22 protein-coding genes and 1 pseudogene are annotated in these 24,044 nt (G+C 70.5%); 16 read left to right on the forward strand and 7 right to left on the reverse strand.

Annotation, left to right across the window (positions count from 1 at the left end; translation table 11 throughout):
- Window positions 1–41: 41 nt before the first annotated feature.
- On the reverse strand, window positions 42–2,255 hold the full coding sequence (gene katG / locus EL493_RS20495) for a catalase/peroxidase HPI (protein ID WP_019047195.1): 2,214 nt from the start codon (window positions 2,253–2,255) through the stop codon (window positions 42–44).
- Window positions 2,252–2,731, reverse strand: a complete 480-nt coding sequence (locus tag EL493_RS20500; protein ID WP_019047196.1) for a Fur family transcriptional regulator — start codon at window positions 2,729–2,731, stop codon at window positions 2,252–2,254. The genes katG and EL493_RS20500 overlap by 4 nt, the downstream gene beginning before the upstream one ends.
- A 109-nt stretch (window positions 2,732–2,840) precedes the next feature.
- Between EL493_RS20500 and EL493_RS20505 the strand changes: the two genes are divergently transcribed.
- Window positions 2,841–3,857: a glutathione S-transferase family protein gene (locus EL493_RS20505; protein ID WP_019047197.1), complete on the forward strand. Its 1,017-nt coding sequence runs from the start codon at window positions 2,841–2,843 to the stop codon at window positions 3,855–3,857.
- Between the two features lie 30 nt (window positions 3,858–3,887).
- On the opposite strand, the gene EL493_RS20510 is transcribed toward EL493_RS20505, so the two are convergent.
- Window positions 3,888–4,034: a hypothetical protein gene (locus EL493_RS20510; protein WP_019047198.1), complete on the reverse strand. Its 147-nt coding sequence runs from the start codon at window positions 4,032–4,034 to the stop codon at window positions 3,888–3,890.
- Between the two features lie 153 nt (window positions 4,035–4,187).
- Between EL493_RS20510 and EL493_RS20515 the strand changes: the two genes are divergently transcribed.
- The 6 genes from EL493_RS20515 to EL493_RS20540 all read left to right on the forward strand — a co-directional run bounded on the left by EL493_RS20515 (window position 4,188) and on the right by EL493_RS20540 (window position 9,957).
- The gene (locus tag EL493_RS20515) at window positions 4,188–5,660 is read left to right on the forward strand and encodes an aldehyde dehydrogenase (RefSeq protein WP_022566858.1); all 1,473 of its coding nucleotides are present in this window, start codon (window positions 4,188–4,190) and stop codon (window positions 5,658–5,660) included.
- A gap of 28 nt (window positions 5,661–5,688) precedes the next feature.
- Window positions 5,689–6,438 carry an SDR family oxidoreductase gene (locus tag EL493_RS20520; protein WP_019047200.1) on the forward strand — a complete coding sequence of 250 codons (750 nt, stop codon included), beginning with the start codon at window positions 5,689–5,691 and terminating at the stop codon, window positions 6,436–6,438.
- Window positions 6,435–7,328: an NAD(P)-dependent oxidoreductase gene (locus EL493_RS20525; RefSeq protein ID WP_019047201.1), complete on the forward strand. Its 894-nt coding sequence runs from the start codon at window positions 6,435–6,437 to the stop codon at window positions 7,326–7,328. The genes EL493_RS20520 and EL493_RS20525 overlap by 4 nt, the downstream gene beginning before the upstream one ends.
- Window positions 7,328–7,714, forward strand: a complete 387-nt coding sequence (locus EL493_RS20530) for a carboxymuconolactone decarboxylase family protein (RefSeq protein ID WP_019047202.1) — start codon at window positions 7,328–7,330, stop codon at window positions 7,712–7,714. Before EL493_RS20525 ends, EL493_RS20530 begins: the two co-directional genes overlap by 1 nt.
- 155 nt (window positions 7,715–7,869) lie before the next feature.
- The gene (locus EL493_RS20535; protein WP_019047203.1) at window positions 7,870–8,457 is read left to right on the forward strand and encodes a TetR/AcrR family transcriptional regulator; all 588 of its coding nucleotides are present in this window, start codon (window positions 7,870–7,872) and stop codon (window positions 8,455–8,457) included.
- Window positions 8,458–8,601: 144 nt separating this feature from the next.
- The gene (locus EL493_RS20540) at window positions 8,602–9,957 is read left to right on the forward strand and encodes a cytochrome P450 (RefSeq protein ID WP_019047204.1); all 1,356 of its coding nucleotides are present in this window, start codon (window positions 8,602–8,604) and stop codon (window positions 9,955–9,957) included.
- Between the two features lie 39 nt (window positions 9,958–9,996).
- Here the strand turns inward: EL493_RS20540 and EL493_RS20545 are convergent, their stop codons facing one another.
- From EL493_RS20545 to EL493_RS20555, 4 genes and pseudogenes are all read right to left on the reverse strand, one after another.
- The gene (locus EL493_RS20545) at window positions 9,997–10,797 is read right to left on the reverse strand and encodes an SDR family oxidoreductase (protein WP_019047205.1); all 801 of its coding nucleotides are present in this window, start codon (window positions 10,795–10,797) and stop codon (window positions 9,997–9,999) included.
- A 25-nt stretch (window positions 10,798–10,822) separates the two neighbouring features.
- A complete protein-coding gene (locus tag EL493_RS33765) occupies window positions 10,823–11,743 on the reverse strand; it encodes a cytochrome P450 (RefSeq protein WP_324615678.1) in 921 nt (306 codons plus the stop codon).
- Window positions 11,744–12,097: 354 nt separating this feature from the next.
- A pseudogene (gene fadD1, locus EL493_RS32440) lies at window positions 12,098–13,684 on the reverse strand (fatty-acid--CoA ligase FadD1); the annotation flags it as partial.
- An 11-nt stretch (window positions 13,685–13,695) separates the two neighbouring features.
- Window positions 13,696–15,330: an acyl-CoA synthetase gene (locus EL493_RS20555; protein WP_030202236.1), complete on the reverse strand. Its 1,635-nt coding sequence runs from the start codon at window positions 15,328–15,330 to the stop codon at window positions 13,696–13,698.
- A 177-nt stretch (window positions 15,331–15,507) separates the two neighbouring features.
- On the opposite strand from EL493_RS20555, the gene EL493_RS20560 reads away from it, so the two are divergent.
- From EL493_RS20560 to EL493_RS20600, 9 genes are read left to right on the forward strand one after another with little or no spacing between them, the layout of a single operon-like run.
- Window positions 15,508–16,374 carry an MlaE family ABC transporter permease gene (locus tag EL493_RS20560; protein WP_019047208.1) on the forward strand — a complete coding sequence of 289 codons (867 nt, stop codon included), beginning with the start codon at window positions 15,508–15,510 and terminating at the stop codon, window positions 16,372–16,374.
- Entirely contained in the window at window positions 16,374–17,225 is an 852-nt protein-coding gene (locus EL493_RS20565) for an ABC transporter permease (RefSeq protein WP_019047209.1), read from the forward strand. Before EL493_RS20560 ends, EL493_RS20565 begins: the two co-directional genes overlap by 1 nt.
- A gap of 4 nt (window positions 17,226–17,229) precedes the next feature.
- Window positions 17,230–18,288: an MlaD family protein gene (locus EL493_RS20570; protein ID WP_019047210.1), complete on the forward strand. Its 1,059-nt coding sequence runs from the start codon at window positions 17,230–17,232 to the stop codon at window positions 18,286–18,288.
- The gene (locus tag EL493_RS20575) at window positions 18,288–19,295 is read left to right on the forward strand and encodes an MlaD family protein (RefSeq protein ID WP_019047211.1); all 1,008 of its coding nucleotides are present in this window, start codon (window positions 18,288–18,290) and stop codon (window positions 19,293–19,295) included. The genes EL493_RS20570 and EL493_RS20575 overlap by 1 nt, the downstream gene beginning before the upstream one ends.
- On the forward strand, window positions 19,280–20,317 hold the full coding sequence (locus tag EL493_RS20580) for an MlaD family protein (RefSeq protein ID WP_022566856.1): 1,038 nt from the start codon (window positions 19,280–19,282) through the stop codon (window positions 20,315–20,317). Before EL493_RS20575 ends, EL493_RS20580 begins: the two co-directional genes overlap by 16 nt.
- Complete coding sequence (locus EL493_RS20585) at window positions 20,314–21,405, forward strand: MlaD family protein (protein ID WP_019047213.1); 1,092 nt, start codon at window positions 20,314–20,316, stop codon at window positions 21,403–21,405. The genes EL493_RS20580 and EL493_RS20585 overlap by 4 nt, the downstream gene beginning before the upstream one ends.
- Entirely contained in the window at window positions 21,402–22,442 is a 1,041-nt protein-coding gene (locus EL493_RS20590) for an MlaD family protein (protein ID WP_019047214.1), read from the forward strand. The genes EL493_RS20585 and EL493_RS20590 overlap by 4 nt, the downstream gene beginning before the upstream one ends.
- Window positions 22,439–23,395, forward strand: coding sequence for an MlaD family protein (locus tag EL493_RS20595; protein WP_019047215.1), 957 nt, complete (start codon window positions 22,439–22,441; stop codon window positions 23,393–23,395). The genes EL493_RS20590 and EL493_RS20595 overlap by 4 nt, the downstream gene beginning before the upstream one ends.
- 34 nt (window positions 23,396–23,429) lie before the next feature.
- Window positions 23,430–24,041 (forward strand): hypothetical protein, encoded by a 612-nt coding sequence (locus EL493_RS20600; protein WP_022566855.1) that lies wholly within the window; start codon window positions 23,430–23,432, stop codon window positions 24,039–24,041.
- Window positions 24,042–24,044: the final 3 nt, after the last annotated feature.

The raw sequence follows: 24,044 nt of genomic DNA on the forward strand, positions 1-24,044 counted from the left end.
CCGTGTCCCGGCCGGGCGGGCCGGCCGGGACACGTCGGGGATCAGCGCAGGTCGAACCGGTCGTTGTCGACGACCTTCACCCACGCGGCGACGAAGTCGTTGACGAACTTCTCGCCGGCGTCTCGCTGGCCGTAGACCTCTGCCACCGCGCGCAGCACCGAGTGCGACCCGAAGAGCAGGTCGTTGGCCGTGGCCGTCCACTTCGGCTCGCCGGTGCGGCGGTCGACGCCGTCGAAGACGTTCTCCGCCGACTCCGATGCCTTCCACTCGGTGTTCTGGTCGAGCAGATTGACGAAGAAGTCGTTCGTCAGCACGCCCGGCCGGTCGGTGAACACGCCGTGCGCGCTGCCGCCGTAGTTGGCGCCGAGCGCGCGCAGACCGCCGACCAGCACCGTCAGCTGCGGCGCGGTGACGTCGAGCATGTAGGCGCGGTCCAGCAGCAGCCGCTCCAGCGGCGCCTTCTCACCGGGACGCACGTAGTTGCGGAAACCGTCGGCGCGCGGTTCGAGCACCGCGAACGACTCCACATCGGTGTTCTCCTGCGAGGCGTCGGTCCGGCCCGGCGCGAAGGGCACCGTGACCTTGTAACCGGCGTCCGCGGCGGCCTTCTCGATCGCGGCGGAGCCGGCCAGCACGATCACATCGGCCAGCGACACCTTCTTGCCGCCCGCGGCCGAGGCGTTGAAGTCGGACTGGATCCGCTCGAGCACCGGCAGCACCTGGGCCAGTTCGGCCGGCTCGTTGATCTCCCAGTCGCGCTGGGGCGCGAGCCGGATGCGGGCACCGTTGGCGCCGCCGCGCTTGTCGGTGCTGCGGAAGCTGGCCGCCGAGGCCCACGCGGTCTTCACCAGCTGCGAGACCGACAGGCCCGAGTCGAGGACGGTGTTCTTCAGCGCGGCGATGTCCTGGTCGTCGATCAGCGGGTGGTCGACGGCGGGCACCGGGTCCTGCCACAGCTGCGGTTCGGGGACCCAGGGACCCAGGTAGCGGCTGATCGGGCCCATGTCGCGGTGCAGCAGCTTGTACCAGGCCTTGGCGAAGGCCTCGGCCAGTTCCTCGGGGTGGTCCAGCCAGCGGCGGGTGATCTCGCCGTAGATGGGGTCCTCGCGCAGCGACAGGTCGGTGGTGAGCATGGTCGGCGTGCGGCCGGGCCCGCCGAAGGGATCGGGGATGAGGCCTTCGCCCGCACCGTCTTTCGGCTTCCACTGCCACGCGCCCGCGGGGCTCTTGGTGAGCTCCCACTCGAAGCCGTACAGGTTCTGCAGGAAGCCGTTGCTCCACTGGGTGGGGGTGGCCGTCCAGACGACCTCGAGGCCGCTGGTGATGGCGTCCTTGCCCTTGCCGGTGCCGTAGGCGCTCTTCCAGCCGAGACCCTGCTGCTCGAGCGGGGCGGCCTCGGGCTCGGGGCCGACCAGGTCGGCGTTGCCCGCGCCGTGGGTCTTGCCGAAGCTGTGCCCGCCGACGATCAGGGCGGCGGTCTCCTCGTCGTTCATCGCCATGCGGCCGAACGTCTCGCGGATGTCGCGGGCCGCGGCCACCGGGTCGGGAGTGCCGTTGGGGCCCTCCGGGTTCACGTAGATCAGGCCCATCTGGACCGCGCCCAGCGGGCCGGACAGCTGGCGGTCGCCGCTGTAGCGTTCGTCGCCGAGCCAGGTGTCCTCCGGACCCCAGAAGATCTCCTCCGGCTCCCACACGTCCGGGCGGCCGAAGCCGAACCCGAAGGTCTGGAAGCCCATCGACTCGAGGGCCACGTTCCCGGCGAAGACCAGCAGGTCGGCCCAGGAGATGGCGTTACCGTACTTCTGCTTCACCGGCCACAGCAGCCGGCGGGCCTTGTCGAGGTTGGCGTTGTCGGGCCAGCTGTTGAGCGGGGCGAAGCGCTGCGCGCCCTGACCGCCGCCACCGCGTCCGTCGGCGATGCGGTAGGTGCCCGCGGCGTGCCAGCTCATGCGGATGAACAAGCCGCCGTAGTTGCCGTAGTCGGCCGGCCACCAGTCCTGCGAGTCGGTGAGTACCGCGGCGACGTCGGCTTTCAGCGCGTCGACGTCGAGGGTGGCGAATTCCTGGGCGTAGTCGAAGGTTTCGCCGAGCGGGTTGGACTTGGACGAGTGCGCGTGCAGGACCGAGACGTCGATCTGCTCGGGCCACCAGTCCTTGTTGGAGCGCGGCCGGTGGTCGGTGTCGGGGGTCGGCGACGGGATCGCCGGGTTCTCGCTCTCGCTGGTGCTGTGGGTGTCGCGGCTCTCGGAGGTCACGATATTCCTTCCTGGACGGAACGGGCGGGCTGGGTGGAATCGGATTCGGTGACCTGCGTGGCGGCGCAGGCGGGGCACAGGCCCCAATAGACGACCTCGGCCTCGTCGACGACGAAGCCGTGGTCCTGGGCGGGCGTCAGGCAGGGCGCGGCGCCGATCTCGCAGTCGACATCGGCGATCACCCCGCAGGCCCGGCAGATCAGGTGGTGATGGTTGTCGCCGACACGCGACTCGTAGCGGGCCACCAGGCCGCGCGGCTGGATGCAGCGGAGCAGGCCGGCGGCGGTGAGCGTGCGCAACGAGTCGTAGACGGCCTGGTGCGACACCACCGACAGGCGGGAACGCACGGCACGGATGATGGAATCGGTATCGGCGTGCGGGTGCTCGTGCACGGCGGCCAGCACCGCGACTCGCGGGGCGGTCACGCGCAGCGAAACTCCCCGCAGCAGCTGCTGGAATTCCGTGTCCGTGGGCACGCTCGCAGTGTTCTCCGGTTTCTGGAATCAGTCAAGCATTTGGGCGACTACGGGCAAATTCGCGGCCGCACGGACCGGATTCGCGCGGCGGATCTGCGAGACTGGGCAAGTGAGCGAAGCCGAGTCGAGTGCGGGCAGTTACGTCGAGCCGGGCGAGTTCCGCCGCGACACCAACTACATCACCACCCGGATCACGGCCGACGGGCGTGACGGTTATCCCGTCGAGCCCGATCGCTACCGGCTCGTCGCCGCCCGCGCCTGCCCGTGGGCCAACCGCACGCTGATCGTGCGGCGGCTGCTCGGGCTGGAGCCGGTGCTGTCGCTGGGGCTGTGCGGGCCCACGCACGACAAGCTCAGCTGGACCTTCGACCTCGACCCCGGCGAGGTGGACCCGGTCCTGGGCATCCACCGCTTGCGGGACGCCTACCTGGCGCGCGATCCCGAATATCCGCGCGGCATCACCGTGCCCGCGGTGGTCGATGTGCCGACCGGACAGGTGGTCACCAACGACTACGCGCAGATCACCCTCGATTTCTCGACCGAGTGGACCGCGTACCACCGGCCCGGCGCCCCACAGCTGTATCCGGAGCACCTGCGCGCGGAGATCGACGAGGTCAACCGCGAAGTCTTCCGTGACATCAACAACGGCGTCTACCGCTGCGGTTTCGCCGGCGCCCAGGACGCCTACGACGCCGCCTATACCCGCCTGTTCGCGGCGCTGGACCGGCTCACCGAGCGCCTGATGGCGCAGCGCTATCTCGTCGGCGACACCATCACCGAAGCCGACGTCCGCCTGTTCACCACCCTGGCCCGGTTCGACCCGGTCTACCACGGTCACTTCAAGTGCAACCGCGCCAAACTCAGCGAGATGCCGGTGCTGTGGGCCTACGCCCGCGACCTGTTCCAGACCCCCGGCTTCGGTGACACCATCGATTTCGGCCAGATCAAGGAGCACTACTACGTGGTGCACCGCGACATCAATCCCACCGGCATCGTGCCGGCCGGTCCCGAGCTGTCGAACTGGCTCACTCCGCATCACCGGGAAGAGCTGGGCGGCAGGCCGTTCGGCGACGGCACCCCACCCGCTCCCCCGCTGCCCGCCGAACAGGTCCCCCCGATCGGCTGACCCGGGACTCACCTCGCTGCCGTTCGAGGACTAATACGCGAAGAGCAGGATCTCGTCGCGGCTGTAGTCGTGTCCCTGATGGAACTCGGCGAGGTGGGCCTGGGTGCGGGTCACCAGGTCGTCCTCGTCCGTGCCGGTGATCAATTCCCCACAGGGGCAACGCAACTTGGTCTTCATCAGGCCTGTCCTCTCCCGTCGGCCGGGTCGGCCGACATCGACTCCGGCCACCCTACCCCGCCGCCATGGACACCTGTCCGGAACGGAGCCTTGCCGATCCGCACACCGGTGAAATATAGTCCAGACACCTGTCCAGACATCTAAGGAGACACGGTGGCGAGCGACTTGCGGCCCAGTGACGGCACCCCCTTGCTCATCGACGGAAAGCTGGTCCCCGGGTCCGCGGGCGTGTTCGACACGGTCGACCCGGCGACCGGCGCGCGCCTCGGCGCCGCCGCCGATGCCACCGCCGACGACATGTCGGCGGCGATCGCCGCGGCGCGCACGGCTTTCGACGAGACCGGCTGGTCCACGGACCCGGCGTTGCGGGCGCGCTGTATCCGGCAGCTGCGCGACGCCGCGCTCGACCACATCGAACAGTTGCGCGCGATCACCATCGCCGAGGCGGGCGCGCCACGCATGCTCACCTCCGGCCCGCATCTGGAGGGCCCCGTCCACGATCTGGGCTGGTTCGCCGACCTGGCCGAGAGCTACGCGTGGCGAACCGACCTGCCCGTCGCCGAACCACTCGGGATGCGCACGGCCCGGCAGCTGCGGCGCGAAGCCGTCGGCGTGGTCGGCGCGATCACGCCGTGGAACTTCCCGCATCAGATCAACCTGGCCAAGATCGGACCGGCACTGGCCGCGGGCAACACCGTCGTGCTCAAACCGGCGCCCGATACCCCTTGGTGTGCAGCGGCTTTCGGTATTCTGGCCGCCGAGCACACCGACATCCCGGCCGGTGTCCTCAATGTGGTGACCTCCTCCGATCATCTGCTCGGCGCCCAGCTCACCGAGGATCCGCGGGTCGATCTGGTGTCGTTCACCGGTTCCACCCGCACCGGCAAGTCGGTGATGGCCGCCGCGGCGGCCACGGTGAAGAAGGTGTTCCTCGAGCTCGGCGGCAAGTCGGCGTTCGTGGTGCTCGACGACGCCGACCTGCGCACGGCGTGCGGAATGGCGGCGTTCGCGGTGTGCGTGCACGCCGGTCAGGGCTGTGCGCTCTCCACCCGCCTGCTCGTACCGCGAGCGAAGTACGACGAGGCCGTGGCGATCACCGCCAGAGCACTGGCCGGGATCCGGCCGGGCGATCCGGACAACGCGGGCACCGTCTGCGGACCGCTGATCTCGTCCCGCCAGCGTGAGCGCGTCGAGGGCTACCTCGACCTGGCCCGCAGCGAGGGCGGCACCATCGTCGTCGGCGGCGGTCGCCCCGCCGAGCGCGAGGCGGGCTGGTTCGTCGAACCGACCCTCATCACCGGACTGTCCCCCGATTCGGTGGTCGCGCAGGAGGAGATCTTCGGGCCGGTCCTGGTGGTGCTCCCCTACGACGACGATGACGACGCCATCCGCGTCGCCAACAACTCGCCCTACGGGCTGTCGGGCTCGGTCTGGGGCAGCGATCCCGACCGGGTCGACAAGGTCGTCTCCGGCATCCGCACCGGCACCCTGTCGGTCAACGGCGGCACCTGGTACTCGGTCGACGCTCCGTTCGGCGGCTACAAGCAGTCCGGCATCGGCCGCGAGATGGGCGTGGCCGGGTTCGAGGAGTACCTCGAGACCAAGCTCGTCGCCTACCCGGCCTGATCATCCCTATTTCCGAGGAGTTCTCGACATGACCCGATTCACCGACCGCACCGCCGTCGTCACCGGCGCGGCCCAGGGCATCGGCGCCGCCTATGCCAAGGCGCTCGCCGCCGAGGGCGCGCGCGTCGTCGTCGCCGACCTCAATATCGAGGCCGGCACCGCGGTGGCGAAGGAGATCACCGAGGCGGGCGGCACCGCCGTCTTCCACGAGGTCGACGTCGCCCAGCCCGAATCCGCCCTCGCGCTCGCCGCCTTCACCACCGAAACCTTCGGCGGCATCGACCATCTGGTGAACAACGCCGCCATCTACGGCACCATGAAACTGGACCTGCTGCTCACCGTGCCGTGGGACTACTACAAGCACTTCATGAGCGTGAATCTCGACGGCGCGCTCAACGTCACCCGCGCGGTGTGGCCGGTGATGGCCAAGAGCGGCGGTTCCATCGTCAATCAGTCCTCCACCGCGGCCTGGGTGTACTCGGGCTTCTACGGCCTGGCCAAGGTCGGCATCAACGGGCTGACCCAGCAGCTCTCCTTCGAACTCGGCGGCTCCAACATCCGGATCAATGCCATCGCGCCCGGCCCGATCGACACCGACGCCACCAAGTCGGTCACCCCGCCGAGCATCGTCGCCGACATGGTGAACCGGCTGCCGCTCAAGCGGATGGGCACCCCGCAGGATCTCGTCGGGGCCTGCCTGTACCTGCTGTCCGACGAGGCGGCCTGGGTCACCGGGCAGATCTTCAATATCGACGGCGGGCAGGTGTTCCGGTCATGAGCACTCCGATCCGCCTGGGCTACATCGGCCTGGGCAATATGGGCGCGCCGATGGCCGAGCGGCTGATCGACTGGCCCGGCGGGCTGGTGGTCTGCGACGCGCGTCCCGCCGCCACCGCGACGTTCGCCGAGGCCGGGGCCGCGGTGGCCGCCACCCCGGCGGCGGTGGCGGCCGAGGCGACGGTCATCTCGATCACCGTCCTCGACGACGTGCAGGTGCGCGAGGTCGTCACCGGCCCCGACGGCATCCTGCGCACCGCGCGTCCGGGCACGGTGATCGCCGTGCACTCCACCATCGCCGACAGCACCGCCGTCGAGCTGGCGGCCGAATGTCGCGCGCACGGTGTCGATCTGGTCGACGCGCCGGTCAGCGGCGGGGCGCCCGGTGCGAAACAGGGGCGCCTCGCCGTCATGGTCGGTGGCAGCGAGACCGCCTTCGCCGCCGTCGGCGCGCCGTTCGCCCGCTGGGCCGATCTGGTGGTGCACGCCGGGCCGGTGGGGTCGGGCACGCGAATGAAGCTGGCGCGCAACCTGTTGCATTTCGTGGCCTTCACCGCCGCGACCGAGGCCGCGCGGCTGGCCGAGAGCGCGGGCCTGGATCTGCGGCGGCTGGGCGAGGTGGTCCGGCATTCCGACGGCGTCACCGGCGGCCCGGGCGCCATCCTCTGGCGCGCGAGCACCGCGCAACTCGAGCTCGACGATCCGTGGCTGCCGATCATGTCCCATGTGCGTGACCTCGGCGAGAAGGATCTCGCGCTCGCGCTGGCCCTGGGCGAGCGGCTCGGGGTGGATCTGCCCCTGGCCCAGCTCAGTTCCGAACATCTCGCCGCGGGTCTGGGACTCGCGCATGCCGCCGTGACCGTCGCGGCCGACACCGACAGGAGCCACTGATGACCGACGACGCCCGCGCCCGGGGCCTGGCCCGGATGAAAGAGGTCTACGGCTGGCAGCCGCCGGAGATCGACTCCGCGCACTTCGCCACCACCGTCGACCATCTCTTCGCCGAGATCTGGTCCAGGCCTGGTCTGAGCGACCGGGACCGGCGCCTGCTGCTGCTGGGCGCGCTCACGGCGCAGGGCCGGATGGAGACCGCCGAGATCCAGATCCAGGGCGCGCTGCACAACGAGGAGTTCACCGAGGAACAGCTGCACGAGATCGCGCTGTTCCTGTGCCACTACGTGGGCTGGCCCAACGGAACCCGGCTCGAGACCGCGATCGGCACGGTCGTGCGGCGGCTCGGCGAGGAAGGCGGGCCGCGCATGCGCAGGCTGAAATAGCCGAGAAGCCCGGCGCGATGGTCCGATTGCGGTGGCTGTCCGGATTCCCCGCGGAAACCGGACAGCCGCCGCCGTCGCGCGTCGACTTTTCCGGCCATTCGACACACAATCGCACCTTGTTGCTGTATTCTCCGCAGGCCGACTAACATAGACTGGTGTCCGAAAAGAATTCTGATTCCGCGATTCTGGAAGCCACCCGCCGGCGCCTGACCGAGAAGCAGGCCGACACCGTCGACCGGCTGACCAGGGCCGCGGTCGAGGTGATCACCCGGGAGGGATACGCCGCGACCACCGTGCGGATGGTCGCCGCGGCCGCGGGCGTGGGCACCGCGACGGCCTACACCTACTTCTCCTCCAAGGAGCACCTGGTCGCCGAGGTGTTCTGGCGCCGGCTGCTGCAGTTGCCCGCAGTCGAGTTCACCGAGGGCCAGACCGCCGCCGAACGGGTGGTGACAACGCTGCGCCAGGTCTCGCTCATCGTCGGCGACGAAGCCGAACTGGCCGGCGCGGTCACCAGCGCGCTGCTCGGCCAGGATCCCGACGTCGCGCATCTGCGCCTGCGGATCGGTCTCGAGATCCGCCAGCGCATCGAGAGCGCCCTGGGTCCCGAACCCGATGTCGCGGTATTGGAATCCTTCGAAATGCTCTACGCGGGCGCGCTGGTGCGCGCGGGAATGGGCTACGGCAGCTACAGCGAAATGGCCGATCGAATCGAGAAGACCGTGCACCTGATTCTCGGCTGACAATTCCGGCACAGCGAAACCGCCCCCGTTCGGGGCGGTTTTTCTTATGCCCGACCAGGCGATCTCATTGCGGTGCCGAGACGAACTGTAGTACCGTCTGGACACGTGTCTATACACGCGACCGACAGGATTGAGAGGTCTTCGATGACACTTCTGAAGCCCCGGCGGGTTTCCGGCGGCGAACACGAGCACGGGCACCTCGAGGAGATGCGCGCCGACCCGATCGCGCTCATGCGCCGGGTCCGCGAGGAATGCGGCGACGTCGGTGTCTTCGAACTCGCGGGCCGGGATGTGGTGCTGCTCTCCGGATCCGAGGCCAACGAGTTCTTCTTCCGCGCCGCCGACGACGACCTCGACCAACAGGCCGCCTATCCGTTCATGAAACCGATCTTCGGCGAGGGCGTGGTCTTCGACGCCAGCCCCGAACGCCGCAAGGAGATGCTGCACAACCAGGCACTGCGCGCGGACTTCATGCGCGGCCACGCCGCCACCATCTCCCGGGAGGTGGACCGGATGATCGCGGGCTGGGGCGATTCCGGCGAGATCGATCTGCTCGACTTCTTCGCCGAGCTGACCATCTACACGTCCTCGGCGTGCCTGATCGGCCCGAAATTCCGCGACGAGCTCGACAGCCGGTTCGCCCAGCTCTACCACGACCTGGAACGCGGCACCGACGCCCTGGCCTACGTCGACCCGTACATGCCGATCGAGAGTTTCCGCAAGCGCGACGAGTCGCGGGCGAAGCTGGTGGGCCTGGTCGAGGAGATCATGGCGGGCCGGATCGCGAATCCGCCGCAGGACAAGGACGATCGCGACCTGCTCGACGTGCTGGTGTCGGTGCGCGACGAGAACGGCGAGCTGCGCTTCTCCGCCTCGGTGATCACCGGCATCTTCATCTCGATGATGTTCGCCGGCCACCACACCACCTCGGGCACCTCGGCCTGGACCCTCATCGAGCTGCTGCGCCATCCGGAACACCTCGACGGCGTGGTCACCGAGCTCGACGAGCTGTTCGCCGACGACGCGGAGGTGAGTTTCCGTGCGCTGCGCCAGATTCCGCGCCTGGAGGCGGCCTTGAAGGAGGCCCTGCGGTTGCATCCGCCGCTGATCATCCTGATGCGGGTGGCGCGCGGGGAATTCGAGGTGTGCGGGCACCGGATCGAACCGGGCGACCTCGTCGCCGCCACCCCGGCGATCTCCAACCGGCTCGCGGAGGACTTCCCGGATCCCGACACCTTCGATCCCGGCCGCTACCTCGATCCCGAGCAGGCCGATATCGTCAACCGCTGGACCTGGATTCCGTTCGGGGCGGGCAGGCACCGCTGTGTCGGCGCCGCGTTCGCGCTCATGCAGATGAAGGCGATCTTCTCGATCCTGTTGCGCGACTGGGAGTTCGAGATGGCCCAGCCCGCCGACAGCTACCGCAACGACCATTCCAAGATGGTGGTGCAGCTCCAGCAACCCTGCCTGGTGCGTTACCGGCGCCGCACGCGGGACTGAAACCGGAATGGCCGGGCCCCAGGGACCCGGCCATTCGTCTCACTGCGGCGGTGCGGCCGTGCGCGGGTGACGCAGCGGCGCTTCGGGCTGGACCTCGCTGACGATGATGTGCGCGCCGCGCGGGGTACTCACCACCGCGCTCACCGCCGCCGCCATGTCCGAGGCCCGCAGCATGTAGGGGTGCCGGGTGAAGCCCCAGCGCGACCAGTCCTCCAGCAGCGGACCGACATCCTCGACGGTGGCGTCGGTGCCCATCTCGGTCTGGGTGGGACCGGGCCGCACCATCGACACCCGGACCCCGGTGCCCTCGAGCTCTTTGCGCATCTGGATCGACAACGCCTCGAGCCCGGCCTTGGCGGCGTTGTAGGCCCCCATCCGGGGCCGCGGCGTCACCGAGCAGTCCGAGCCGATGAGCACCACGTCACCGCGCTGCCTGGCCACCATGCCCGGTACCAGGCGCTGCATCATGCGGTGCGGTCCGGCCAGGTGCACGTCGAGCTGGCGCACGAACTCCGCCGAGGCCATCTCGTGGGCGGCGCCGAAGCGCACCACACCGGCCGCGGAGACCAGGATCTCGATGTCGCCGAGTTCCTTCTCCGCGGCGTCGGCGAACTCGGCCACCGACTCGTCGTCGGTGACGTCGAGCGGATACACGAACGCGACACCGCCCTTGTCCCGGATCGCGGTGGCCAGCGCCTCGCAGCGGTCGACGCGGCGCGCGCCCAGCGCCACCGGATGTCCCAGGTCGGCGAGGGCGACGGCGGTGGCCGCGCCGATCCCGGACGAGGCACCGGTGATCACCGCGGGCCGGATCGGCGGGTGCGGGTCGAATCGTGGCATGGTCGTACCTTTCTCAGGGGGTTTCTCACTCGTAGCGGACCGGCCAGTGCTTGATCCCGTTGATGAAGCTCGACCGCAGGCGCTGCGGTTCGCCGACCTGGCGCAGGTGCGGCATGACATCGGCGATGGCGCCGAAGATCAGTTCCAGTTGCAGGCGGGCGAGATTGGCGCCCAGGCAGTAGTGCGGGCCGGTGCCACCGAACCCCAGGTGCGGGTTGGGATCGCGCAGGATGTCGAAGGTGAACGGGTCGGCGAAGGCCGTTTCGTCGTAGTTGGCGGAGCTGTAGAACATGGCGACCCGGTCACCGGCCCGGATCGGCCGACCGCCGAGTTCGGTGTCCTCGGTGGCGGTGCGCTGGAAGGCGATGACCGGCGTGGCCCAGCGCACGATCTCGTCGGCGGCGGTGCGGGGCCGCGTCTCCTTGAACAGCGCCCACTGGTCGGGGTGGTCGAGGAAGGCCTTCATGCCGTGGGTGGTGGCATTGCGGGCGGTCTCGTTGCCCGCGATGGTCAGCAGGATGACGAAGAAGCCGAATTCGTCGGAGGTGAGGGCTTCGCCGTCGATGTCGGCGGTGACCAGGGTCGAGACCAGGTCGTCGCCCGGGTCGAGGCGGCGGGTCTCGGCCAGCTGCCAGGCGTAGCCGAGCAGGCCCGCGGTCGCTTCGATCGGGTCGCCGTACTCCGGGTCGTCGAAGTTGAGCATCTGGTTCGACCAGTCGAACAGGCGATGCCGGTCGGCCTGCGGGACACCGAACAGTTCGGCGATCGCCTGCAGCGGCAGTTCCCGCGCCACCTGGTCGACGAAGTCGCCGCCCCCGCTGGCCCTGGCCGCCCGCACGATCGCCTCGGCCCGGTCGGCCAGGGCCCCACGCAGCGCCTCGACCGCGCGCGGGGTGAAGCCACGGGAGATGATGCGCCGCAGCTGAGAGTGCTTGGGCGGGTCCATGTTCAGCAGCAGCGCCTTGGTCGACTCGAAGGCGTCGCCGGTGACGGTGCCGGGGAAGCGCACCACCGAGCCCTTCGTCTCGGCGGAGAACAGACGCGGGTCGCGGGAGACGGCGCGCACGTCCTCGTGCCGGGACACGACCCAGAATCCGCCGTCGGCGTGCGGGACGCAGCGATCGTCGGTCTGGCTGTTCCACCACACCGGGGCAGTCTTGCGCAGGAGGGCGAATTCGGCGGCGGGGGTGCGGTCGGCCCACAGGGCCGGATCGGAGAAGTCCAGTCCGGCGGGCAGCGCGGTCGGGGATGACACGGGTACCTCCTGGGCCCGGGACGCGGGCGGTCGGTCGAGGGAATGCGAGGACGGGTCGGCGACCGCGTGGTACTCGGCCGCTCGGTCCGGCCGGTGCCACAGCACGCCGTCACCGGCGGTGGGACCCTCGGCTTTGAGGACCCGTTTGAGGATCTTGTTCGTCGCGGTGGCGGGCAGGTCGGCGGCCAGGCGCACATAGCGGGGCCAGGCCTTCGGCGAGAGGTCCCGTTGCGCGGCGAGGAATTCCGTGAGTTCGGCCGGGGTGAGTGTCGCGTCGTCGCGCAGGACGAGGGCCGCCATGACCGCGTCGCCGACCCGGCCGTCGGGCACGCCGTAGACGGCCACCCGGCTCAGTGCGGGCAGGCGTTGCAGGACCCGTTCGATCGGGCCCGCGGCGAGGTTCTCGCCGTCCACGCGCAGCCAGTCGGCGGTGCGTCCGGCCAGGTACAGCCAGCCCTCGGTGTCGCGGTAGGCGAGGTCCCCGGTCCAGTAGCAGCCGTGCCGGAGGCGTTCGGCGGTGGCGGCGTCGTCGTTGTAGTAGCCGCCGAACAGGCCGGCGCCGGTGGTGTTGACCAGTTCGCCAATGGCCGCGGCCGGGTTGGTCAGCGTGCCGTCGGCGTCGAATTCGGCCGGGGCGCATTCGGTGACGGTGTCCGGGTCGTAGACGGCGACGCCGGGATAGCCCTTGCCGACCGAGCCGGGCGGGGTGCCCGGTTCCCTGGTGATGATGACGGCGAGTTCGGTCGAGCCGAAACCGTCCCACACCGTGCAGCCGAAACGCCGCGCGAAGTCGGCGATGTCGCGATCGGAGGCCTCGTTGCCGAACGCCACGCGCAGCGGGTTGTCGGCGTCGTCGGGACGTTCCGGGGTGGCGAGGACATACGCCAGCGGCTTGCCCACGTAGTTGAGATAGGTGATCCCGTACCGGCGCAGGTCGGACAGGAAGGTCGACGCCGAGAAGCGGGCGGGCACCATGGTCGCGCCACTCGCCAGCGCGACACTGAATCCGCCGAGGATGGCCGCGGAGTGGAACAGCGGCATCGACAGGTAGCACACGTCGTCGGGGCCGAGGCCGAACCGGTCGACCAGGGGCGGCCCGGCGAAGGGAACCATCATGTGCGCCAACCGGACCGGCTTGGGGTCGCCGCTGGTGCCGGAGGTGAAGATCAGCAGGAAGGTGTCGGCGGCGGTGGGCACGGTGTGCGGGGTCAGCGGCCCCGCCGTGGCGATCCGGGCCGACCATGCCTCGGTCCCGGTCTCGACCACCCGCACCCCGGGCAGGTCGAGCCCGTTCAGGAGTTCACGGTGTTCGGGGTCGACGAGCAGGATCTGGATGTCGGCGCGCGCGATGTCGCGGGCGAGCCCCGCACCGCGCCGGGTGTCGTTGATCCCCACGACGACGTAGCCGCCCAGCGCGCCCGCGGCCAGGGCGACGAGCATGTCGGGGGTGTTACCCAGCAGCAGGCCGACATGCACGGGTCGCGCCGGGTCGGCGAGCGCGAGCACCGCGGCCGCGACCCGGCGGGCTCGGGCGATGTAGTCGCGCCAGCTCCAGGTCCGTTCCGCGGTGCGGATCGCCGGATTCGGGTCGTCGGCGCGGGCGGTGAGTTGTGCGGTGACAGTGTCGAACACGGGCGGACTCCTCAGCCTTCGACGGCGAGATCGCGCGCCCACCGGTAGTCGGCCTTGCCCGCGGGCGAACGCCGGATCTCGCTACAGCGGATGATCGCCTTCGGCAGCTTGTAGCGGGCGATGTGCGCGGCACATTCGGCGAGCAGGTCGGCGTCGGTGACCGCCGCGTCGCGCACGTGCACGATGGCCACCACCTCGCTGCCCCACTGCTCCGAGGGTCGCCCGACCACCACCACGTCCAGCACTTCGGGGTGCGCGGCGACCGCGCGCTCCACCTCTTCGACGAAGATCTTCTCGCCACCGGAGTTGACGGTGAGATTGTCGCGACCGAGCAGGGCGACGCGCCCGTCCGCCAGCACCGTGGCACGGTCGCCGGCGATGGACCAGCGCACGCCGTCCACGACCGGGAAGGTGCGGGCGGTCTTGTCCGCGTCGCCCAGGTAGCCCAGCGGAATCCGGCCCTTGCGGCCCAGCCAGCCCTGCGCGCCGGGCTCGTCCAGTGTCCGGCTCAGCGCGTCGTCGAGCACGGCGGTGTCACCGCCGGCCGGCAGATAGGCGCCCGGCGTGCCGTCGGCGGCGTCGAAGACCTGCGTCATCTGGATGCCCGCTTCCGAGGAACCGACCGAATCGACCACCAGCACCGGCTTGCCGAACGCGGCGACGAGGCGCTGCCGCACCGCCGGGGACAGCGGGGCACCCGCATTGTGCACCGCCGCCAGGAATTCCAGGTCGTAGGGACGGCGTTCGAGTTCCGCGGCGACCGGCCTGGCCATCGCGTCACCCACCAGCGGCAGGGCGATCACCCGTTCGCGCGCCACCGCGTCGAGCACCGCGGCGGCGTCGAAACGGTCCACGACCGTGGGCAGGACGAGCGTGCCGCCGTTGGTGACGGCCTGGAACAGCAGCCACTGCGCGGCGCCGTGCATGAACGGCGCGGCCACCACCAGGCGATAGGCGCCGCCCGTCCCGGCGGCCGAGGCGGCCAGTGCGGCGTAGGAGCCGATCTCCTCACCGGTGCCGAAGCGGGTGCCGCCCATGGCCGCGAGGTAGATGTCCTCCTGGCGCCACAGCACTCCCTTGGGCATGCCGGTGGTGCCGCCGGTGTAGAGCAGATACAGGTCCTCGCACCGGGTCTCGGGCAGGTCCGGCGCCGTGGTGGCCACCACGTCCTCGTAGCGAATCGCGCCGGGCAGCAACGGGTTTCCGCTGCCGTCGGCGACCTGGACCAGCAGCACCGCGTCCGTCAGGGCCGGCAGCACCGCCGCCACCCGGGGCGCGAACTCGTCCTGGTACACCAGGACCCGCACCTGGGCATCGGTCAGCAGGTAGCGCAGTTCCTCGTCGACATAGCGATAGTTGATGTTGAACGGCACCGCCCGCGCCCGATACGAGCCGATCAGGACCTCCGGGTATTCGGTGCAATTGCGCAGGTAGATCCCCACATGGTCCTGCCCGGACGCGTGGGCGGCCAGCGCGGACCGCTCGGTCCGGCAGCCGATCCCGCGGCCGGCCAGGAACCGCGCGAAACCGGTACTGCGCCGGTCGGATTCGGCATAGGTCACCCGGCGTTCGCCCCAGACGACGAACTCCCGATCCGGTATCGCGGCGGCCACGGTCGCGAAGACGTTCGACAACGTGAATGTCACTGTTTCCCACACCTCGTCTTCCGCCCGGCAAGATTGAATACATGTCCGGACAGGTGTCCACCATACGCAGGTTCGCCGCTTCGTGGCCGAAATTCGCCGTGCCGATCCGCGCCATGTAGTACCGTCCAGACTTGTGTCCAGATAGCTGATCGGACATCGATCACCGAGGGGTAGGCCATGACGCCGGACGGATCCGGGCGTCCGCCGGAGTCGCCGGAGCGGGACGTTCTCACCGCGAGCGCCGTGCTGCGCCGCACTGCGAGTGAGACGATCCTGGCCGCGCTCGCCACCTTCGGCCGGGCGCTGCGGATGGGCGCGCAGGCTGTGCGGATCGGGCTGCGGGACGCGGCGCTCGGCCGCTTCCGGGTGCGCGAAAGCCTCGAACAGGCCTGGTTCCTGCTGAAGGTGACCGCGGTGCCGAGCGTGCTGATGGCGATCCCGTTCGGGGTGATCCTGTCGGCCCAGGTCGGCAATATCGTGTCCCAGCTCGGGGCGAACTCGATGATCGGCGCGGCCGGTGGGCTCGGCGTGATCAAGCAGGGCGCGCCCATGGCGGCCGGCATCCTGCTCGGCGGTGCGGGGGCGGCCGCGATCGCGGCGGATCTCGGCGCGCGCACCGTGCGCGAGGAAGTCGACGCGCTGCGCGTGATGGGGGTCGATCCGGTCCAGCGGCTGGTCGTACCGCGGGTGGCGGCGATGATGCTGGTGGCGCCGCTGCTGAACGTGCTCATCATCGTCGTCGGGATCGGGGCGGGCTATGCCGTCGCGGTGGCGGCGCTGGAGGTGACACCGGGCAGCTACTGGGATTCCTTCGGCGCGTTCACCACCTCGTTCGACGTGTGGGTCTCGCTGGTGAAATCGCTGCTCTTCGGGTTCCTGGTGGTGATCATCGCCTGTCAACGCGGGCTGGAGGCCGGGGGCGGTCCGCGCGGCGTCGCCGACGGGGTCAACGCCGCCGTCGTCATGTCGGTCGCGGCGATCACCGTGCTCAATACCGTGGTCACCCAGGTGGTCACGATGTTCGTGCCGATGCGGGCGGCCTGATGACCGCGGCGGGCTACCGGCCGTTCGGGCTGCGCTGGACGCGGCGGGTGCGTCCGCTCGCGCCGGTGGAGTCCACCGGCTTCGCCCTCGGTTTCGCCTGGCAGGTGCTCGCCTCGGTGCCGTTCACACTGCGGCGATATCGGAGACAGACGCTCATCGCGGTCACCGACATGACCTGGGGCCGTGGGTCGGTGGTGGTCGGTGGCGGTGTCGTTCCGCTGATGCTGCTGATGGGGGTGGCGATGGGCGCCTCGATCGGGATCGAGGCCTATCACGCGCTCGACGCGCTCGCGCTCGGCAGGCTCAGCGGCCTGATCTCCGCGTTCGGGGTGACCAGGGAGCTGGCGCCGATCGCCGCGGGCGTGGGTTTCGCGGCGCAGGCGGGCTGCCGGATGACCGCCGAGATCGGGTCCATGCGGATCTCCGAGGAGATCGACGCGCTCGAGTCACTGGGGATCCGGTCGGTGCCGTTCGTGGTGACCACCCGGGTGATCGCCGGGATCGTCGCGGTGGCACCGGCTTTCGTGGTCGCCTTGATCCTGAGCTATCTGTCGTGTCAGCTCGTGGTCACCACCGTGCACGATGTACCGGCCGGCACCTATGCCCACTACTTCGATCAGTTCGTGCTCGGCTGGGATGTCTTCGCCGCGACGGTCAAGGTGGTGGTCTTCGCGATCGCCGTGGTGCTGATCCATTGCTATCAGGGCTATTTCGCCACCGGTGGCCCCGAGGGTGTGGGGATCGGGTCGGGCCGGGCGATCCGGGCCAGCCTGGTCGCGATCATCGCCCTGGACATGGTGGCCACCATTCTGCTGTGGGGCTTCCGCTCCCCCATCACGTTCACCGGGTGATCACATGCCGCCGTATTCGCTGCCCGGTACCGAGGTCGGCCCGTGGCGTGCCCGTCTGCTCGGCGCCTGTACCGCTCTGGTGGTGCTCGCCGGCGCCGTCGCCTGGCAGGTGCGCCCGGATTCGCTCGCCGACGGCGAGATCGGGGTGGTGTTGCGCACCGACCATGTCGGCGCGGGGGTGCGGCCCGGTACCGATGTGCGGCTGGGCGGGGTCCGGGTCGGCTCGGTCGCCGGCATCACCGCGGCGGGTGACGGTCGTGAAGACCTCGCGCTGACGCTGCGCGCGGCCGAGCTGTACGGCCTCACCGACCAACTGCGCCTCGAGTTCGCTCCCGACAACCTGTTCGGTATCACCGCGCTGAACCTCGTCCCGGCCGAGGGTGGCACCGCGCTCACCGACGGTGTCACCGTCGATCTGGGTGGCGCCGACGCGGGCCGCGTCGCGGATGCCACGCTCGCGGCGCTGCTGCGCTCCACCGGCGAACTCACCGGTGACGTGCTCACGACGAAACTCGCCGGCCTGCTGCACACGATCTCCGGCGACCTGCGCGCCTTCACCCCGCTGCTGGAGGCGATCGGCGCGACCGTGCGTGCCTACGCCGAGACCCGGCAGCTGCCGCCCACCGAGCTGGCGGCCGCGTTCGGGTCGGTGCTGGCGGGCGCACCGCCCATGCTGACCGGCGCGGTGGACGTCCTCGACGCCGCCTACACCAACGAATACCTGCGCTCCCCCGACAATCTCGCCCGTTTCGCCGCCTTCTGGGACGACATGCAATATCAGCTCCTGCCCATGGTCACCCAGACCATGACCACCGCCCGCACCCACTTCGCCGGTCTGACGCCACTCGCCGGAACCGTCCTGGACGAGGTCGCCGCCGCGGTCGGTCCGCCCGGCCGTTCGGCCGAACTGCTCGCCACCCTGCTGGCCCGGGCGGGCGCCGCGTTCGTCGACACCCCCGGCGGGCCCGTCCTGCGGGTCGCGGTGGAACTCGACGTGGTGCCCGGCCTGGCCGTGCCGTTGCGGGCCGCGCTCGGCGCACCCGCTCAACCGGGGGCACGCTGATGACGACGCGAACCCTGCTGCTGCGGGTGACGGTGGCCGCGGCCCTGGCCGTCGTCGCGCTGGCCGCGGTGTTCCGGCTCATCGACCGTCCGGTGCGCGGTGCCACCGACTCCTATTCCGCGCTGTTCACCGACGCGAACGGGCTGCGCATCGGCGACGACGTGCGGCTGCACGGTGTCCCGGTCGGGAAGGTGACCGGGATCGATCTCGACGGCGTGCTCGCCCGGGTGGAGTTCACCGTCCTGCGCGATCGACCGCTGTATGCCGGGAGCACGCTGGCCGTGCGATTCCAGAATCTCACCGGTTTCCGCTATCTCGATCTCGACCAGCCGGACGTGCCGGGGGAACGCCGCACGCCCGGCTCGCAGTTCGGTACCGCCGACACGGTGCCCGCCTTCGACATCACCACCCTGTTCAAAGGGCTGCAACCGGTGCTGGCCCAGTTGTCGCCCGAGGAGATCAACCGGTTCACCACCAGCATGCTCGCCCTGATCGACGGGGACGGTGCCGGGCTCGGGCCGGCACTGGACGCGGTGGACACGCTGAGCCGCTACGCCTCCGACCGGCAGGCGGTGCTGTCGACCCTGGTGCGGAATCTGGCCCAGATCGGGGATCGGCTCGGCGGCAAGTCCGGGCAGGCGGTGCAGCTGCTGACCAATCTCACGGCGCTGTTCACCGCCATCGCCGAGAAGCTGCCCGGCCTGGTGGATTTCGCCGTGGCGATCCCGCCGGTGCTCCAGCCGATCCGGCACATGCTCCAGGTCGCGGGGATCACCGGCGACGAGGGCGCGGATCTGGATGCCGTGCTGCGCAACGCCTTTCCCGATCCGCGGGTCGCCGTGGCGGTGTTCGGGCGGTTGCCCGGGCTGATCCAGTCCATGGCGGCCGCGGTACCGGCGACCGGAGGCGAGCAAACCGGTGCCTGCTCCTCGGGCACGGCCACCGCGCCCGAACCACTGCAGGTCCTGATCGCCGGACAGGGGGTCACACTGTGTCACGCACGATGACCCGGCTGCGCGCTGCCGGCGCGCGGCTGCGCGGCACCGGTTCCGGCGATCGTGCCGGGGATCTGCGCTGGGGTGTCGCCGGTCTGCTCGGGGCGGTGCTGCTGACGGTCGCGCTGGGGGTGGTCGGCGTGGTCGGGACCACCGACGACCGCACCTATACCGCGGAGCTGAGCCAGGCGGGCGCGTTGCGGACCGGTGACGACATCCGGCTCGCGGGTGTTCCCGTCGGCCGGGTGCGGTCGCTGACCCTGCTGGCCGACCGGGTGCGCATGACCTTCACCGTCCGCGACGACGTGTTCCTCGGGGACGCGACCGGCCTGGACATCCGCATGCTCACCGTCGTGGGCGGCTACTACGTCGCACTGCGCCCCGCGGGCACCGTCGCCCTCAGGCAGACGGTCATCCCCCGCGACCGGGTCGTGTTGCCCTACAACCTCACCCAGATCTTCCAGGACGCCGTCGCGCCGGTACGGGCGATCGACGGCACCACCGTCCGCGACGATCTCGCCGCGCTGGCCGGCTCGATCGAGGCGGGCCCCGAGGCGCTGCGCTCGGCCCTGCGCGCCACCGACGACCTGGTGTCGCTGATGAACACCCAGAACGCCGACATCTCCCGGGCGCTCACGGTGGCCGACGAGTACCTCTCGGCCCTGAACGGCGCCTCCGAGTCCCTGGCCCAGCTGGTCCGCATGCTGCGCGCCTTGGAAACACTGGTGCAGACCCACAAGGCCAGCGTCGCCCAGGCACTCGACGACCTGTCCGATGTGCTGCGCCGTCTCTCGCCGCTGGGCCGCGCCTGGGACCGCGACCTGCACCAGCGGGTCCAGCCGCTGATCGACAGCATCGGCGGATTGCAGAGCCTGGTCGCGCGACTCGGTGCGCTGTTCGACGCGGTGCGCGGACTCGAGGAACGCCTGCTGCCGCTGCTGGCGGACGGGACGGGCGCGCGGGTGGACCACTCGGGGGTGACCGTCGTCCCCGACCGGATCTGTGTCCCCGTGCCGGGAGGTGGTTGTCGATGACGATGCTGCACCGGATCCTCGGCTCGCGCGGCGTTCTCTCCGCCGCGGTGGTGGTCAGCGTGGCGCTCGGTGGCGTGGCCGCCGTCCAGCTGGCCCGGCCGACGCCCGACACTCGCGCCTACTGTGCCGATCTGCCCGACAGCATCGGCCTCTACCCCGGCAGCGCGGTGACCATCCTGGGCATCCGGGTGGGTACGGTCACCGGGATCGAACCCGTGGGATCGTGGGCGCGAGTCCGTTTCACCGTGCGTGCCGACCGGCGGCTGCCCGCCGATGTCGGGGCCGTCACCGTGGACGACACCTTGGTCGCCGACCGGCAGCTGGCCCTGGTCGGCGACGAACCGGCGACCGGCGGGTGGGATCCGGGCACCTGCATCACCAAGACCCTCACCCCGCGGAGCCTCACCGAGACCTTCGACGCACTGGCGGGCCTGGCCACCGAACTCACCGGCGATCCCGCCACCGGGTCCGGCCTGGCCGCGCTGGACCGGGCGACCGCGGGGACCGGCGAGCAGATCAACGCCGTGATCACCCGGCTCGGCCAGGCCCTCACCGCGCCCGACGCCGCCATCGGTCACCTGGGTGACCTGCTCGACGCCCTCGCCGCGCTGGCACATCGGGCCCGGAACGGCTGGGACACTGTCGAATCCATGACGGCCGAGCTGCCGCGGACCTTCCACGACATCGTCACGATCGCGTTCCCGCCGATCGTCGACATCGTCACCTATCTGGTACAAGTCCTCCCCCAGCTCAACGACGTGTTCATGCTGCTGGGCACGCCCGCCGTGCGCACCGTGGACGCGATGACCGATCTGCCTGCCCTGCTCTCGGCGGGCGTGGGCTCACTCGGGGAGATCATGGCGATGACCCCGGCCGTCGCCGCCGGGTTCGCGGCTTCGCTGGACCCGGCGACCGGGCAACCGACCGTGCTGTACGCACCGCCGAAACTCGCGGTATCCCCGCCGGATTCGCCCGCGGTCTGCGGCGCCATCCTGCTCCTCACCGGGCAGTCCTGCCCGATCGCACCGGACGGGACCGCCGTCGTGCCCGCGCTGCCTGTTCTGCTGGCGGCGGTGAGTGCGCGATGACGGCGGCGCGGGGGTTCGCCGCGGTGCTGACCGCGCTGGCGGTGGCGGCCGCCGGTGGCTGCTCCGCGGTCCCCGGGCTCGGCGCGGGCGAGTCGACCTATCCGCTGCGCATCGAGTTCGCCGATGTGCTGAATCTGCCGCAGGGCGCGGCGGTGACGGCCGACGGCGTGCGGGTCGGACGACTCACCGACGTCCGCCTGACCGACCGATCCGGGACGCCCGGCGGTGGTCACGTCACCGTCGAGATCGCGGTCGACCGGTCGGTGCGGCTGCCGCACGGCACCACCGCCGAACTCCGGCAGGACACGCCGCTCGGCGACATCCACATCGCGCTGACCGAGCCGACCGGCAGCACCGGCACCGACCTGGCACCCGGCGACACGATCCCGCTCACCGACACCACCCGCGCCCCGGCGATCGAGGACATCCTGGCGGCGCTGTCGGTGTTCGTCGGCACCGGCGCGGTCACCGACCTGCAGGACATCATCCGCACCGTCAACGGCGTCCTGCCCGCCGATCCGCGCGACACCGCCCGCCTGTCGGCCACTCTCGGCGGCGACCTCACCGATCTCGCCACCGATCTCGGCGCGGTGGACAGCCTGCTCGACGGTCTGGAGGCCACGCTCGATCAGGGGGTGCTCGCGAATGTGGGCGTCGTCGAGGAACTGCTCACCCCCTACGGCGTGCAGCAGACCACTGCCGCCATCGACGCCCAGATCGGGGTGATCTTCGTGCTCACCGCACTCGGGCCGGTCGCGCCCAGCACCACCTGGCTGGGTCCGCTGCTCGGTTCCCTGGACGCCGCCGTCGCCGGGGTGGTGCCGATGCTGTTCGGCGACAGCCCGTTCGACACCACGGCCCCCTCGAACCTGAAGACGCTGGTCGACCTCATCCACACGAAGGTGCTGCCGTTCGCCGAAAGCGGTCCCAAGGTCGACCTGACGCGGATCGGGGTGGCCGGCGCCGAGGGCCCGGCGGTCGACGAACAGACCCGGCGGATCATCGACCTGCTGCGGGTGATCGGAGCGGTGCGGTGAACACCCGTGCGGCCGTGTCGCTCTCGGCGATCCTGGCGGTCCTCGTCCTCGGGGTGTCCTACCTGTGCCTCGGGGTGCTCGACATGGATCCGCGACGGGACCACACCACGATCGGGCTGGAACTGCGCGGCTCGGGCGGGCTCGCGCCGAACGCGCCGGTGCTGCTCAACGGCGTCACCGTCGGGCGCATCGAGGAGGTCCGGACCCGGCCCGGCGGCGTGCTCGTCCGGTTCGCCGTGGACGACCGGTACCGCATCCCGGCGGCGAGCACGCTGCGGATCGAGCAGCTCTCCGCGCTCGGCGAGCCCTATCTAGGCTTCGATCCCGACCACGACAGCGGCCCGTATCTCGAGGACGGCCAGGTGATTCCGGTCGGCCGAATCCGTGAGCCCATGACGATCAGCGAACTGTCCACCCGCCTGGTCGGCCTGCTCGACGGTATCCGGCCCGAGGTCGTCGCGGGCCTGGTCGACACCTTCGACCGCGCGCTCGCCGGTACAGGGGCCACCATGGACACCCTGCAACGCTCGACCACCCTGCTCGCGGCCACCCTGCTCAGCCGCACCGACGTGCTGCGGCAACTGTTCGCGGACCTGCAGTTCCTCGGCGCCGACATCGACTGGATGGGGCCGTCGCTGGCCACCGCGGGACCGCTGTTCGGCGAGTTCGGCATCACGCTGAGCGACATCGTGCAGTCGGGGTCGGCACTGGTGGAGAGCAGGCCCACCGAGCAGTACTTCACCGGCACGGGGGTACTGCCGTTCCTCGCCGAGGTCGACGCGCTGCTGGCGAAGATCGGCCCGGACGTCGCGCTGCTCGCCCCGGTCCTGGAGCCGGTGGTGACCGACGCGGCGGGGCGCGCACCCGACCTCGACCTCGGCGCGCTGCTCGCACAGGCCGTGCACGGCTTCGACGCCGACGGCGCCGTGCGCCTGCGCATAGGTATTCGCTGACCCGACCCCTCAGCCCAGGCGGAAGGACCCCCGATTGAGCACCGACACCCGCACCCCCGCAGACACCGCTGCCGACACATCCGAGCCCGCGCCGGCAGCGGTCACTCCATCCAGTAACCCGCCACGCACGATCGCGATCCGGCTGTCCACAGTATGTACCGGGGCCGCGCTGGCTCTCCTGCTCGCCGCCACGGCAACCCTGGCCGTGCTCTACGGCTCGACGAAAGCCGAGCTGTCCGCGAGTGATCGCCGCGCCGCCGACGACGCGCACGCCGAACGCATCGCCGGCGACTACGCCCTTGGTGCCTCCACCATCGACTACCGCGACGTGCAAGCCTGGCTCGGCAAGCTGAAAACCGGCACCAGCCCGCAACTCGCGGCCAAGTTCGACGCGACCGCCCCGCAGCTCGAGCAGATCCTGTTGCCACTGCAATGGACCTCCACCGCGGCCCCGCTGTCCGCCGACGTGCTCTCCGAAACGGCGGGCATCTACAAGGTCAACGCCTATCTCACGGTGAACTCCACCAGCGTGCAGAACCCCGCGGGCACGCGCACCACGGTCGCCTACTCGCTGACCATCGACCGCGACGCGGGGTGGCGGATCACCGATGTCGGTGGTTTGCAGAACGCGGTCCCGGTGAAATAGCGG

The organism is Nocardia asteroides (genome assembly GCF_900637185.1).
GTDB classification, from domain to species: domain Bacteria; phylum Actinomycetota; class Actinomycetes; order Mycobacteriales; family Mycobacteriaceae; genus Nocardia; species Nocardia asteroides.